This window comes from Adhaeretor mobilis (genome assembly GCF_007741515.1).
Taxonomy (GTDB): Bacteria; Planctomycetota; Planctomycetia; order Pirellulales; family Lacipirellulaceae; genus Adhaeretor; species Adhaeretor mobilis.
The window spans coordinates 3756552-3771577 of record NZ_CP036263.1 but is presented as its reverse complement, the minus strand read 5'-3'; the positions used below and the strand labels follow the sequence as shown (position 1 = coordinate 3771577).

Below are 15026 nucleotides of genomic sequence, written 5' to 3'. Positions count from 1 at the left end.
GCTAATGGTTGAGGCCAAACGAGTTGCGGCGTTAATGGGTCCCTGCGCTGGGTTTCCGGGCCAAACGAGCTTCGGTCATTCGGTCGATGGCTCGAGCTGTTCTTGCGTCGTCGGGACGCTGCAGAGAGCACCAGCGTAAGAGCGGCTCTGCCTCAGTGAATCGCTTGTCGGTGACGAGATCACGCGCCAAGCATGCCCGTAGCTCGTAGGCGTAGGGATACTCTTTGATGGCAAACTGTAAAGTCTTCAATGAGCTTTCAATCAGACCGGCGTCACGCTGCAGAATGGAGAGACGCAACCACTGCCTCATTAACAGCCCCTCTGCTGGGGGTCGCATCTCCGTGGCATAATTGGCCAAGGCAGTGAGATCTTCAGGGCGTGTTAAGTTGCGATAGGCTTTTTCGACAGCAGAAAGCGACTTCCAATCCGGGTGAAAGGTTTCGCAGAAAATCTGCGCAGGTAATTGAGCTGTGAGATGAGTAATGATGTGCTGCTGATGCGGCCCTGCAATCGCAAATGCCGTAGTCCAGAGTTCTAAGGTACGATCCCAATTCCCGCTGAGCAATTCTTGGCGACCTACGGAGTAGAGCACCTTTCCGCTATAGGGCCTGACTCGCAATGCCTGATCGGCAAGGGCCGAAACGGCCTCGTCTCCATGGCCGTTTAGGTAACAGACCTGCCCGAGGACTAAGTAGCCCTCGCCGAGCAGCGGGTTCAGTCGTAGGGCATAGCGGATGTGGGCGTTGGCACGGAGCAGCCAGCGCGTGTTCTCTCCGACTGCAAGTTTAAGCCAGGTTACCAGGGCTTCTTGTGTTTCAAATTTCGACGCGATGGCGGCATCGCGAATGCCTTCTGCATAAATTTGATTATCGGATGCCTGCTGCAAAGCGTCGAATTTACGCAAGTAGAGCTTGGCCAACCGGAGGTGCGCTTCAGCATGTCTGGAGTCGTGTTGGACTACGTGCTGAAGCTTTGAAATCATCGTCGCATCGTGCATTTGCAGGGCCTCGTCAATGAGATCCCGCTCCGCTTCAGTCTTGCTGCCAAGTCGTTTTTGAACTTCAAGACCACGAGCGTGCGATGCAATCAGATAGTTGTTCCAAGGAACGGCTGCCCAGCCGGGCCCCCACATTGTCATGACTACCCAGCCACCCGCGAGTGCCGTGACCGCGATTTGTCCGAACCAGTGCGAGGCATTCCGGTAAGCATTGCTGGCGGGTGTCGTGCACGCCGACTGCACGTGTAGTTGAGAAAGGCGAACCAGACATGTTAACAGCAGAAGTGTCATCGCCGCGCAGGCGGGGATATACCAGACGAAATCGAATAAGGAATGCACAGCGCTAGCAGCGAGGCCAGCGATCGTACACCCGGCGAGTACGAAGTGGCGACTATCGGGTGCATATCGGAGTGCGCGGAACGAATAAAAGCAGACTGCCAGAAAAGCGACGACCAGCAAGCAAACTCCTAAGTACCCGCACTCCGTGGCAATTTGCAAGTAGCCATTCTCAGCGTGAGTAAAACACACCTCGTGGGGAGAGTTCATGTACACGGGATAGATCGAGGCATGGGAACCTGCACCTGCCCCCGCAAGCCCGCCAGACTCGATTGCGGACAAGTTGGCCGCCCATATGTCACGTCGCGCTGATTGCGAATCCACAGCGTCGATCGAGCTATTCGCAAGGAGGTCGAGCCGGCCTGAAACACGTTCGTAACCATGGGCCGTGAGCATTCCAAATAATACGGCGATCAAGATCGCTATGCCCAATAGTTGTTCCGTGCCCAGTAGGCGTGCACGATAACAAAGTATCATTGTCACAAGCAGTGAGGCCGCCAAAGCGATGACACCACCTCGTGACATCGTAAGGAAGATCGCAAAGCCAATAAGTGCGACAGCAATCAGGAGCCCTGCGACCTGCCAGTTCGACTGCTGAGAACCAGTGCGAGCTCTTAAACTTCGGCCCGACGAAGCACCCTTCGGGCTTTTCCAGGCGAGCAGTAGCCCGGTGATGATCGGTGCTAAGCCAAGCACGAGAAAGTGAGCGAAGTGATTGCGATTTGTGAACGACCCAGACGCGTAGTGTTGCGTCGTGCGATTCACAACCTCGTAGAACCAAAGGAATTTGCCATTGCTGAAGAAGTACTGTAATAGCCCCAGCACAGCCATGCTCAAAGAAGCAACTCCGATGGCTTTAAGTAGTAGTTCGACATCAGCCACAGAGCGCAGTCGTTGCAAGACCGTTGTGCATAGCAACCCGTAGGCGACGATCATTGCTAATGATGTCTCTGTCGATGCCGGCGTGAGCGACAGGGTTCGCCATGGTGGGACAACGAACCCTACCTCGCTTGGCAAGAGTTCAGCGTGGCGGGGCGCTATTACGGATATCCAGGAAGGTGGCAGCGGAACGATCTGCAAGAGAACGACCAGTGCGGCACCAATCGCCAACGCATTGACTAATTTGGAGCTCGTCACAGCCTCTTTAACCAAGGCCTGCCCGACATGCCAAGCAATCGCTACCAACGCGATCAGCACTACCAACACTAAGCGACCCAGGTCGTGTCTGCCGCCCAAGAACAGAGGCGCGAGAAACAGCACTCCTAAAAGGCCCAGATCAACCGTCTGCAGAAGAACCTTCGGCAACCAAGGCTCAAAAGTTTGGCTAGATCGCCCCCATCCTCGCTCAGAACGAGTCCGTTGGGCTGGCGAGCTGGCTGGGGTTGCGGAGAAATTCATGCGAGTCGTGCAAAAGGTCTAAGCTGCTTTTCGCGGTCGAATGGGTGCGGCTGGTTCTGTCGCAGAATGCGGTACGACTGGAGGAGCATATTGCACGGTTTGGACATCAGCAGGCACTTCATAGTGAGGCCTTTCGTGAGTAGTGGCAGGCACTCGAGTCGCTGCAGATTCCTCCGCCTCTTCCTCATGCCCGTATCCATAGCCATATCCGTAACCGTAGCCGCCCATTTCGGTGGTTAGTCCATTAGCAACAATGCCTAGGACTTCGCAATTCGTCGATTGGAAGCTTTCCACCGCACGAATGACCATATGTCTCGGGTTCTTCTCTGGACGCACGACCAGGATGGCAGCATCGACATGACGTCCAACTATCTGGGCATCACTAACAGCAAGCACAGGTGGGCAATCGACGAGGACTTGATCGTACTGAGAATCTGCCCAAGCGAGCAGTTCCACAAACTGATCGGTACTGAGAAGTTCAGCTGGATTGGTTCTGCGAATGCCTGCCGGTACTACATCAAGTCCAGGAACTTCTGTATGGTGGAGGTAGTTGCCCACCTGCTCTGCGATGGGTTCATCGGAAAGTAGCAAATCGGCTACACCGTGCTGAGATTTCAGACCTAGCAAGGCTGTCATGCCAGGCTTCCGGAGATCGGCATCGATAACCAAGGTGCGTTTGCCAGCTTTGGCAAATGCCACAGCTAGGTTGGCGCTAACCGTTGTCTTACCGTCACCTGGTTCGGAGCTAGAGATCAGCAGTCGCTCGCAGGAAGTTGGGCTCAAGGTAAGAGAAGTGCGTAGTGTGCGGAATGACTCGGTTTCGACTGCATTAGGCATGGTCGCCGTATGGATGGTAGCGACGCCTTCGCCGGGAAGTGGATCAAGCTTGCGCACCATCGCTAACACAGGTGTGCCAAGTTGGGCGGTGAGTTCTTCAGGCGAGCTAAACCGATCGTCGAGGACGTCTTGCACGTAGACAACTAAGCAGCCCAGCGCAAATCCAGCAAAGATACTTCCCAGAACCACGTTTTTTAAACGGGGGGAAACCGGTCGATACTCAGGGCGTGGTTCGCTAACGGCAATGGCTCGAATGGGAGCTTGCACTTGCAACCCACCCACAGAGCGGATTTGGTCCTTTACGGCGTCGTAACTGGATTCCAGGCGTCCCTTCTCGCGTTCGAGATTCTCGAGTGTCGCTAAGTCGGCACTGTGCTTAGAGGCAACGTCTCGGGCCTCTTCAAACGAACTCGTGAGTTGGCGCTCTTGCTGCATGGCCTGAGAGACGTCCTGCTGAAGCTTGTTGATTACGATCGACCCGAGTTCGTCACGCCGTTCGGCATTGAGAATCTTCCCTGCGTTCGAGCCATAGTTGGCTAGGAACTGGTTGATATTTATGATTTGAGTCTGGAGTTCTCGCACGCGTGGATGGTTCGGACCGTAGAACGGTTCTATGTTTCGTAGTTCCTCTTCGGCAGTGAGCAAGCGTTTGTCTTGCTCGGCGAGCACGCGCGTATCCCGCGAGCTCAATCCCAAGGAAGCGAGCAGCATTTCTTGGCCTGCGGTCGAATCGGCACCCAGGTTGATGGTTTCACCCTGCTCGACAGACTCTTTCACCGAGTCGAGCTTGGCTTGTAGTTCGAGCCGTTTTTGCTTGGCCTCAAGTGCTGCCTCGTTCAAGCTCATTGCCGCCTGGATCATGGGCTCAACGACGTTGTCTTCTGAGCTAATCGCTAGGTGACCCACGCGTTCGCGATGCACTTGCAACTGGTTTTGCTTCTCATCCAACTCGGCTTCCAGAGTCGCACGCTGTTTCTCCAGATGAACCAGTTGATCGCTGGCAGCGCTGCGATGGTTCTGCCTGACAAACTCCAAGTAGGAATTCACGACAGCTTGCACTACTGCTGCAGCGGACTCAGCCTGCTTAGAGCGGTAACGAACATCAATAAAGTTGGTTTTTCGGGTAATTGAGGTCGAAAGGTTTGCTGATATCGCAGACACCCAATCCTTCGAGGCTTTGTTCTTTAGATCACCACGATACTTTTGTGGTAGCCGCTCAATCGCGCCCTGAATGACCTTTGGGCTGCGGACGATCTTGCTGTGCGTAGCCATCGTATTCTCGCTACTACGATGGTTGCCAGCCGAAGAAAGTTGGTCGCGGTACTGCTCGATAATGAGCAATTCAGCAGACGACTGAAAGTAGCGAGTAGCAAACGTGTAGTAGCATCCACCCAGCAGACAACTCAATACTAAGGTAGCCAGGACGGTCTTCTGACGAAGGCGCAGGATGCGAGCAAAACGCATGAACGTCTTGAGGAGCTCGCTTGTCGAAGTCGAGTCGTTATCTTCGCGATGTGCCGGATCTTGGTCGATATTCATCAGAGGTAGTACTAGGCGGGTTTAACTGGGTCCACTCTTTGCCTCAGGTGGCTAAAAAACCGTTGCCCGACTGGCGAGCCCCATCGAAACGCGGAAGAACTTTCCAACGGTATCCACGACGACGGTTGCAGGAGTTCGCTCAATCGTCACCGTATCGCCAGAGGTGAGTCGCAGATTTACATTGCTGTCTTTCTTCGCGGCAGCGATGCTGGCTATGATCGGTGTGGGCTCTGCATCGGGTTGCATGCGTCGCAGAATGAGGACTTTGTCTGCGACGGGGGAGCTCGTATCGCCAGCCATGGCAATTGCGTCGAGCAAACGGACTTCCTGGTCGCGAGGCAGTTCAAATTGCCCCGGTTCGCTCACAAGACCGGTGACATAGATCAATTCCTTCTCACGAGGCAGCACCAGCACGGCGTCGCCTTCGTTGAGTTGGAAGTTGCCGAGGCTTGACTCTTGTGAGAGATCGATTCTGGTTGTGGCAGGGCGGCCCACCGAGTCGTGCGCCTGATGTGCCGATTGATAGCCCGCCAGTTGGACGCCATTTTTGTTGCTGGCTTGCGGGGATTGTGCAGCTCTAAGGAGAGAGGGGCGACGCGTAATTTCCACAGTCACACCCGCGTCCTCGGTCATTCCTCCAGCGATTGCGAGTGCGTTGACCAAGTCGCTTCCGGTGCGGGGCAGTTCATGGACACCCGGTTCGGTTACGGCACCTAGTACGGTTACCCGCACGACAGCCTTGGAGGCAATCTCGACTTTCACATTGGGTTGGCGGTAGATGCCGCGTTGTTGGGCAGCAGCAGCAATATTTTGCCCTGCTTCGAGAGGCCTTCGTCCAGCAATGTTGACAGGACCTACGATCGGCAGGTCGATTTCGCCGGTCTCGCTCACTTCGACGGTCGCTTCGTGTGGATCCTCGCCGTCGCGACCACTATGCAATGTCACATCAACAAGATCGCCAGGTCCGAGGATTTGATAGTCCTTGGTAGCAACGGTAGCGCCGGAGAGATTAATCTTTGAGCTCTGGGGGGGCTTGTTGACTCGCAGGTCACGAGGGAGTGTCTTCGCGTTGTACCCGCTGGACTGACAACCTAGCAGCAGGCATGCCGGCGCAATACCAAACAGGAGAAAACTCAAGCGGCGCTTCTTTGTGCTAGCGTCTTTACTTGGGCAGTGCATCGGCAGAGTATTTTACAAAAGTGGGTTCGTAGTGAATGATAATCCGGCGATGCCGGCTGTTCCCAGCATGCCGAGACCGGAGTGCTAGGTTCACCTAGGCACTTCCAAACTGCTCACAGACAGTCATTTCGCGCGTCGATCCAATCGCGTTGGACCTAGCGCGAGCAGGGTTGATACTCAACCACCGGTATCCACGCAATAGAGGTCTATCTCGCCAGGTCTTGCGATGAGTTCTACCGCCAAAAGTTCAACGGGAAGCTGAGCTTGCGACCGCTGCTGCGGTCTTCTATTCTCCTGCCGCCACCCTGTTTGTCAGCTTTTGACGTCTGACTGCTTTGATTGGCGACAGTCATTACCATTCTTGATGAAAGCTCAAATAATGAACTTCGGGTTAATCGGAGCCGCGGGATACATCGCGCCAAAGCATATCAAGGCGATTCACGAAACGGGCAACTCGCTTGTCGCTGCGGCCGATCCCCATGATTGCGTCGGCAGGCTGGATAGCTTTTTTCCCGAGGCTCGCTTCTTTACAGAGATCGAACGATTCGACCGCTACTTAGAGAAGCGTCGACGTGGGCCGGAAGAAGAGCAGGTTCAATACGTTAGCGTCTGCTCTCCCAACTACCTGCACGATGCTCACGTCCGTCTCGCATTGCGCGTGAAAGCGCACGCTATCTGCGAGAAGCCATTGGTCATCTCACCGTGGAACCTCGATGCCCTTGAGGAGTTAGAGGCCGAGCATGGTCGCAAAGTGTTTAGCGTGCTCCAACTGCGATTGCTTCCTTCGCTACTCAAGCTGAGGGAAGATCTGCAAGCTCAGGTGGCACGTGAGCGAGCGGATATCTGTCTTACTTACATTACCCGTAGAGGCTGCTGGTACGATAGTTCTTGGAAGGGTGCGTTCGAGAAATCTGGCGGAGTCGCCTTGAATATCGGGATTCACTTTTTCGATCTGCTGCATTGGCTCTTCGGAGAGGCTGAAAGCAGCAAGGTGCATCTCAATGCTCCTCGCAAGATGGCTGGAGTATTGGAGATGAATCGCGCCCGGGTACGATGGTTCCTGTCCACCGACGCGGATGATTTACCTGAAGATGTGGTGAAGCAAGGTGGCTACGCCCACCGTTCCATGACTTTTGATGGTCAGGAAATCGAATTTTCAGGAGGTTTCACAGACCTGCACACACGCGTTTATGAGGAAATTCTTGCCGGTCGTGGTACTGGCATTACCGAGGCGCGGCCGTCGATTGATCTTGCTCATTCCATCAATAACAGCGAGGTAGAACATAGCCTCCGCGATGCCCATCCCTTCGTATCAAAGACCTCCAGCGTGAAGCTTCCTGCAATGAAGATTCACGCGGCCTAGCAGGTTGCCTGAGAAGCAGCCCACAAATCGGGTTCACTATTTGAGGACTTATATGTCTCAGGATGAAACTGTTCGTATCCACGAATCGTCGTACGTAGACGATGGCGTAGAGATTGGCGAAGGCACTGCGATTTGGCACTTTTGTCATTTGCTAACCGGAACTCGTCTTGGCCAGCGGTGCAAGGTTGGTCAGAACGTGACTCTCGGGCCGCGCGTAACAGTGGGGACCAACGTCAAAATCCAGAACAACGTATCGGTCTACGAGGGAGTCACCCTCGAGGACGATGTGTTCGTCGGTCCGAGCGTTGTGTTCACGAACGTGTTCACTCCCCGCTCGGCCTTTCCACGGAATACGAGTGATGCATTCCTGCCGACCTTAGTTCAACAGGGAGCTAGCATTGGCGCAAACGCCACGATCGTTTGTGGAAGCACCGTCGGCCGCCACGCCTTGATTGGGGCCGGCTCTGTGGTAACTCGTGATGTTCCAGACCATGCCATCGTCTATGGCAATCCAGCTCGGCTAAAGGGTTGGGCTTGCGAATGTGGTGTCCCACTGGATTTTCAATCTGAAGCAGCAACCTGTGGTGACTGCCTACGCGAGTATATGAAAGAGGACCAAGTTGTGAAGCGAGCTGAGACGAACGCCCTACTGAGGAGAACCGCATGAGCACTACGACACTGACTTCAATTCCGCTCTGTGATCTCAAGGCTCAGCATGAAGTCTTGCAGGAAGAACTTGCCCATGCCATGCAGGCAGTGGCTGCTTCAGGTCACTACATTCTTGGCCCCCAGGTGAAAGCCTTCGAGAGCGAATTCGCCGACTACTGCGCGGCTGAGCACGCCATCGGTGTTGGCAACGGGACCGATGCTCTGCACCTTGCACTACGAGCCCTGAAAATTGGCCCTGGCGACGAGGTGATCACCACACCGTTCACTTTTGTGGCGACGACCGAAGCGATTGGCCTGGTGGGTGCGACTCCTGTTTTTGTTGATATTGATCCAAGCAATTTCAATATCGATGTCGACAAGATCGAAGCTGCGATCACGGATCGGACGAAAGCCATATTGCCCGTCCATCTCTATGGGCAGCCATGTGCAATGGATCGCGTGATGGCAATTGCCGAGCGACATGATGTGAAGGTCATCGAAGATTGTGCGCAAGCACTGGGAGCGACTTATGAGAACCGGAAAATTGGCACCTGGGGCCACATCGGCTGCTTTAGCTTCTTCCCTAGCAAAAACTTGGGGTGTTTCGGAGACGGTGGTGCGGTCATCACCCACGATAGTGAACTGGCCGGACGAGTCGAAATGCTGAGACGGCATGGCGGTAAAGTGAAATACCACCATGCCGAGCTAGGGCTCAACAGCCGGCTAGACGAAATTCAGGCAGCCATTCTCCGCGTGAAGCTTCCGCATCTGGACGCATGGAACGTTCGCCGCCGTGAAATCGCGGATTGTTACAACGGTCAGCTAGCAAACCTTGAAGCCATTGTCGTGCCGACCGAAGAGTTCGACCGCACGAGCAGCCGTTGCGTTTACCACCAGTACACGTTGAGGATTGCTCAGCGGGACGAGTTTCGCGAGAAGCTTACTTCACGTGGCATCCAGTCGTTCCCGTACTACCCCGTGCCGCTGCATCTTCAAGAAGTGCATGCCTCGCTCGGCTATGGGCAAGGGAGCTTTCCCCATGCGGAAAGCGCCGCCAACGAGTGCCTGAGTCTGCCAATTTTTCCTGAATTCACTGCAGAGCAGCAGCGTATGGTGATTGATGCTGTGCGCAGCGTTCGTAGCCAAACGCCTCAGTCACGGCTCTGTGCCTAGACCTTTCTTCGCTGGACTCCTGCGTAGGCTGGGTCGATACAGGTCAGCGAGGTCTAGAGGTATGAGATGTGAGGTGGTGCTATCACCCACGTGCAGGCTTCGGTAGCTCAGGTCAGTTCGGGCTTGCCTGTGGGCTATGTCCTTTCTAGACTCCGACGGCTAAGAATTCTAAGTGTCGCCCGGTACTGGGTTGGTGCTGTTTTGAATGTGACTTCCCAGTTAGTTTGCAATCAATGAACCCCAAGGCGAACCCCACATTTGTAGAAAACCGGCTGTCTTGGGACGGCAATCGAGACAAAGAAGTCCAGCAGCAACCCAAGAATGGGAAAACGCTATCAGCAAAACGGCACTACGCTGTTAGCTACGGCAACACTGTGCTGCTCTTGGGTGGCAACTTGCTGCTGCTGCGGTGGGCTCGTCAAGGCTTAGGCGAGTTCGGCTTCTCTGAACTCGTCGTAATGCGGCGTTTTCTTTCTGCACTCACTCCCATCTTATCAATAGGCTTGGCAGTCACCCTACTAAAAACCGTCTCACAGCTGGCTGCTGCGGGAGATCGCCAAAAGTCGATTTCAATGGTTGCCTGTGGGTATCAAGTAGCAACGCTAAGTTGCCTCAGTTTCCTGGCGATGACGTTGGTAGTGCCAAGGCCGTTGTCTCGGCTGGTAACTGGTTCTCCTGAGTTTGGCCCGTCCTTGAGTGCGCTGGCGGTTTACGCGTTGGGGCTTCTGCTGTCAGTCTGCAACTCATCCTACTGTTTAGCACAAACTCGCTACTATAGTGCGAATGCCATCCAGCTAGTCAGGGGAGCCATTTGCCCGCTGCTCGTGTTGATTCTTGTTGATAGTGTGGAAATGTTTCTCCTGGTTACCGGCCTCGCTCTTATTGCACTGAATCTTGTCTTTTACAGCGTTACGTTCGACTCCCCCTCGCGTCTATTCACTAGGCTTGACTGGAAAGGCTTGAGAGGACTCGTCGCTCAAGGATTGCCGAGAACACCCGGAGACGCTACTTACTATGGTTTGTTGGCGATGCCCGCCCTGGTAGCTTCGAGCGTAGGAGGGTTGGAACGAGGCGGTGAAATTGGCTACGCTCTGATCGTCCTCACTCTGCTGATGCAGATTGCGGTGCCGGTGAACCAATTTCTTTTGCCAGAGACCGTATACCTACTGCAGGTGGACAATCATCAGAGGCTCGCGAAACGGATTTTCGTTGCTGCTTCCTTTGCGTTGATCACGACCTGTACAGGGGTTCTATTCATTGAAGTCCTTGCTCCACAGCTTGTCCATTTGCACCTAGGAATCGAGAATTCTGGTCGCATCGAAGCCATTCGGTGGCTTGTTCCAGCCGCGATTCCGCTCAACTTACTTCAGTGCATGCGGGGCGTCGTGGATAGCGCTTCACCAAGAGCATACGCGCCCCATCTTTGCGTTGGGGCTTTCTTCGTGTTTTTGGGAGCCTTAGTTTGTTGCCACGGCGCGAATGACCTTTGGTCGTCAGTTATCGTTCCCTTTTATTGGGCTATAGTCTTCCTCTCTCTTTCAACATGCATCACGGCTTACTGCTTACTTATGTCAATTGCTCGTCAGTCTGCCAAGAGGTACGAGGATGTGGCAGTCACTTGGGACCGTGGGAGGGCTGCTTAGTCAATCGTTATGTTTCTCGCGCTACTTTGCCTTTATCTGATCGTCTTCTTTTATGCGTCGAACGCCTACGCGAGGCGAGCAGGGTTTTGGCACCCTGTAACCTTGTTTGGGATATCTGGCTTCTACTATTACCTCAGCGTGCCATTAGAACTGCATCTTAAAGGGCAAGACATTCATGCAGTGCTGCCAGCGGTGTTCTATATGCCGAATGAAGTGCGGATATCTATTGCCCTGGCTGCAATCATTGCCCTCTTGGGTTATATTGCAGGGCACCACTTATCCGGCATGCAGCGACAGTTAGCGACGCTTCGGACTACGCAAAAAGAGCGAGCACCGACATCCTTATTGGCGATCATTTTCTCGCTCTGTGCATTGCTATTTGCTATTTACGGCTTCTCGCTGTTTCAGAAGCTTTCCTATCATGAAGGGAATGTATTACGATACAGCGATTCATTCTTCAGCTTCTCTACGAGTCTCTTGACTATGAGCATTGGGCTCCTGGCGGGCGCCTATGCGTTTCAAGGTCGCATTCTGCGCACTGAAGTTCTCGCTGCTCTCGCTTTCTTGATATTCTGGGGCTTCTTCACTTCAGAGAAGAATCCCTTATTAGTAGCAGCGATGGGAGCAGGAACTATATGGCTCGGGGGACGTAGCCGGTCAAAATGGTTCTTAGCTCTCTATTGCGCCGGCGCTTTGGCCGTAACGGTACTGTTGCCAGTGTTTTCCGCCATCCGGAATGACGCTACCCCCGACTGGGAGGCGATCCTCCACGCGTACACGCTAGAACATCAAGATGCCAATGGGCCGATGATGAGTCTCTCTTCGGCCATGGCGGGCGACGAGGAGCCGCTCTACGGCTCAAGCTATCTTTACGCTCTTGTCTCTTGGATACCACGCTCAGTTTGGCCTGACCGACCCTACGATCTAGCGCAGACGTTTGCCTACGACAACCTAGAGGGCTGGCAACCTGGGATGGGGCTAGGGTACTCGCTGCTGGCCGAAGGCTACTTGAACTTCGGATACTTCGGGATTTTCGTACAGTATTTTTGTATTGCGTTTTTACTCAATCGCGTTTGGCTTGCCGTCTACCCCGTGTTTGAGAATCGAAGAGCTATTTCTACCTGGGCTGCTTCGCTTTCGGTACTGCATTTTCAACTGTTAGTGACTATGCATCGCAATCACACGGCAGTGATCGTCCAGACTTGCTTGCGAGAGCTTCCCCTGTTTGTTTTCTGCTTGTGGCTGCTGGATCAACGAGCGACCTCCCGTTCCAAACGCAAACTAAGTCAGACGCCGTCGCTGTGTTCGAAGCCATTGTAGCTTCCCAGGGTTGAGGATTGCTGCGATCGCAACGGACTGTCAGGGTCGCTGGTCACTACCGCTAGTGGCTGAGCCTCTATTGCTTGGTTGACATCCACCGCTAGCTACTAGGGTCGTATTGATGCTCGTTGTAGGCTCCTCTATGCTTCTGCCGGCCTGTTTGTAGGATAAGACAGAACTTTCTTGTCTAGGGAAGCATCTTCTACAGGTAGTTTCTTGACTCGGGACGTATGAAACATGAAAGTTCTTTGGACTCACAATTATTCACCCACCTGTCAGTCTTCCGGTGTCTTCATGTTCCTGCTGGCCGATGCTATGAAGGAAGTGGGGGTTGATGTTCATCTTCATTACACTGGTTCTTTACGCAATGCGTGGCGATTGCGTCGCACTACTGAGGAGATTGCTGAGCTGTCGCGGAAATTCGATATCGCCCATGCTCAATTCGGTTCTGCTTGTTCGCTGGTCACCTCAAGAGCAGTCTGCCCGAAGATCGTTTCGCTTCGAGGTACGGATTTGTTGGGCAGCGATACAGGCGGGCTGGTGGCTCGCTTGCACGGGCGTGTGGTTTGTCACATGACTCGTCGTGCACTTCCCGCTTACGAACGTGTCATCGTTATGTCCGACAGAATGCGAGCCGAACTTGCTCTCCATCACCGCCGAAATCACGAGGTGGAAGTGATACCGGATGGTATCGATTTGCACCAATTTCAGCCGATGGATCGGAGGGAGGCTCGTCATCGATTGGGCCTTACAGAGGATACACGGCCTTGGGTGCTCTTTGCCTCGCTGCACAGCAATAATCCACTTAAGCGGCCACAACTCGCAAGAGAGGCAGTGGCTGCCGCAGCAGGAAAGCGACCTGAAATCGTTCTGAAGACTCTGACCGGTCAATCGCACGACCAGGTTGCCCTGTGGATGAACGCCGCAAATGTTCTGTTGCTGACTTCCACCCGCGAAGGTTGGCCCAACGTGGTCAAGGAAGCGATTGCCTGCAATACGCCCTTTGTCGCGACCGATGTGAGCGACCTCGTAGAGATTGCGCGGGTCGAGGCTAGCTGCACGGTGGCTGAGGCCACTCCTAGTGCACTTGCCAAGGGAATTCTTCACGCGATTGATTCGCCTCGCCCCACGGATCTTCATCAGCAAATGCAGTCGATGAACATGGGAGCAATAGCCCTGAAGATTCGCTCACTTTACGAGCAGGTTTCTAGCCGCACACCGATTGCTGCCTAACAGCACTAGCATAGTTGATCTGGGGAATGGTATGAAAATTTGGTTAGTGCATCATGGTGGCGAACCTACGCCGAGCGACAAGCAGCAAATGCGGCTGCGACGAATGGGCATGCTTGCCGAAGCAGCGATTCAACGCGGCCACGAGGTCGTGTGGTGGAATTCGACATTCCTGCACATCAACAAGACTCAACGATTCGATACGTCTTGTACTATCGATTATAGTCCGCAGCTGCGACTCAACTATTTGCACGCCCGACCCTACGAAAAGAATATTTCGCTCACTCGGATTCGCAATCACCAGGACTTGGGTCGGAATTTTGCGAAGCTCGCACGTCAGGAACCAAAGCCAGATGTGATCCTTTGCTCCTATCCCGTGCCTGAGCTGTGTGATGAAGCGGTCCGCTACTCTCGAGAAACGAATACGCCCGTGGCCTTAGACGTGCGAGATATTTGGCCGCACGCCATGCTCGATATGATGCCAGCTTCGGCGCAGCCTTTTGCGCGGGTTGCGCTATCCCCGTACTATCGAATGGCGCGCCGAGTATTCCGCGACGCGACATCAATCTGTGGAATTACTCAAGAGTTCATGGAGTGGGGGTTGGCTCAGGGCCGTCGGAAGAAGTCGGACTCTGATCGTGTATTTTCTTTTGGCTATCAACCGCTCGATCTGGATAGCGCACAACAATCAGACGCTAGTAAGTTCTGGGCTTCGCAAGGTGTGGGAGTCGATCCTAGTGTTCCGGTACTGTGTTTCTTCGGGTTGGTCAACCATCAGTTTGATTTCAAGCCGGTCTTCGAAGCGGTCCAGCGACTGCAGAAAAATAAACGTGTTCAGCTAGTGATCTGTGGAAAAGGTGAGTCCATTGAGCAGTTTCGCCAACAGATGTCTGGGAATCCTGATATTCTTTTTCCCGGCTGGGTCAACGCGGAGCAGATTTGGGAGCTCATGCAGCTAAGTTCCTATGGTCTGGCTCCCTACGTAGACAGCCCTAGCTTCCGCGGCAGCATTGGTAATAAACCGATTGAATACCTGGCCGGCGGATTACCAATCCTCTGCAGTCTGTCAGAGGGACCCCTCTATCGTTTGGCGGAAACAGAGCAATGCGGCTTCGCCTATCAGGGTTGTGCGAAAATGCTTGAAACCAAGCTGGCGGCACTGCTAGCATCCCCAGACTCCCACCGTGCCCTAGTAGGAAACGCCCGAAGCGTGTTCGCAGATCGGTACGAGGCAAGCCGCGTCTACGGCGGCATGGTTCGCCATCTCGAAGATATTGCGTCCTGTGGGCGATCTGGCTATTCTTCCGCCGTCGCGTAGTGCCATCCGGCTTGAAAGGGCGGCTTGAGTTGGGGTGTTGGACAG

At 54.1% G+C, this 15026-nt stretch carries 10 protein-coding genes; 7 read left to right on the top strand and 3 right to left on the bottom strand.

The genetic code is table 11. The features are described from left to right. Positions 1-31: 31 nt before the first annotated feature. The 3 genes from HG15A2_RS14885 to HG15A2_RS14875 are packed head-to-tail and all read right to left on the bottom strand — an operon-like array spanning position 32 to position 6244. Positions 32-2731: an O-antigen ligase family protein gene (locus HG15A2_RS14885; protein ID WP_145060977.1), complete on the bottom strand. Its 2700-nt coding sequence runs from the start codon at positions 2729-2731 to the stop codon at positions 32-34. A gap of 18 nt (positions 2732-2749) precedes the next feature. Continuing rightward, entirely contained in the window at positions 2750-5107 is a 2358-nt protein-coding gene (locus tag HG15A2_RS14880) for a polysaccharide biosynthesis tyrosine autokinase (RefSeq protein WP_145060976.1), read from the bottom strand. 51 nt (positions 5108-5158) lie between these two features. Then, entirely contained in the window at positions 5159-6244 is a 1086-nt protein-coding gene (locus HG15A2_RS14875; RefSeq protein ID WP_218931987.1) for an SLBB domain-containing protein, read from the bottom strand. A 406-nt stretch (positions 6245-6650) separates the two neighbouring features. On the opposite strand from HG15A2_RS14875, the gene HG15A2_RS14870 reads away from it, so the two are divergent. The 7 genes from HG15A2_RS14870 to HG15A2_RS14840 all read left to right on the top strand — a co-directional run bounded on the left by HG15A2_RS14870 (position 6651) and on the right by HG15A2_RS14840 (position 14981). Then, on the top strand, positions 6651-7649 hold the full coding sequence (locus tag HG15A2_RS14870) for a Gfo/Idh/MocA family oxidoreductase (protein ID WP_218931986.1): 999 nt from the start codon (positions 6651-6653) through the stop codon (positions 7647-7649). Positions 7650-7701: 52 nt separating this feature from the next. Continuing rightward, complete coding sequence (locus HG15A2_RS24965) at positions 7702-8316, top strand: acyltransferase (protein ID WP_145060974.1); 615 nt, start codon at positions 7702-7704, stop codon at positions 8314-8316. Then, positions 8313-9470 (top strand): DegT/DnrJ/EryC1/StrS family aminotransferase, encoded by a 1158-nt coding sequence (locus tag HG15A2_RS14860; RefSeq protein ID WP_218931985.1) that lies wholly within the window; start codon positions 8313-8315, stop codon positions 9468-9470. The genes HG15A2_RS24965 and HG15A2_RS14860 overlap by 4 nt, the downstream gene beginning before the upstream one ends. 233 nt (positions 9471-9703) lie before the next feature. Beyond that, a complete protein-coding gene (locus HG15A2_RS14855) occupies positions 9704-11113 on the top strand; it encodes a lipopolysaccharide biosynthesis protein (RefSeq protein WP_145060973.1) in 1410 nt (469 codons plus the stop codon). A gap of 9 nt (positions 11114-11122) precedes the next feature. Continuing rightward, entirely contained in the window at positions 11123-12433 is a 1311-nt protein-coding gene (locus HG15A2_RS14850) for an O-antigen polymerase (RefSeq protein ID WP_145060972.1), read from the top strand. Between the two features lie 237 nt (positions 12434-12670). Beyond that, the gene (locus HG15A2_RS14845; RefSeq protein WP_145060971.1) at positions 12671-13666 is read left to right on the top strand and encodes a glycosyltransferase; all 996 of its coding nucleotides are present in this window, start codon (positions 12671-12673) and stop codon (positions 13664-13666) included. Between the two features lie 31 nt (positions 13667-13697). Next, the gene (locus tag HG15A2_RS14840) at positions 13698-14981 is read left to right on the top strand and encodes a glycosyltransferase family 4 protein (protein WP_145060970.1); all 1284 of its coding nucleotides are present in this window, start codon (positions 13698-13700) and stop codon (positions 14979-14981) included. Positions 14982-15026: the final 45 nt, after the last annotated feature.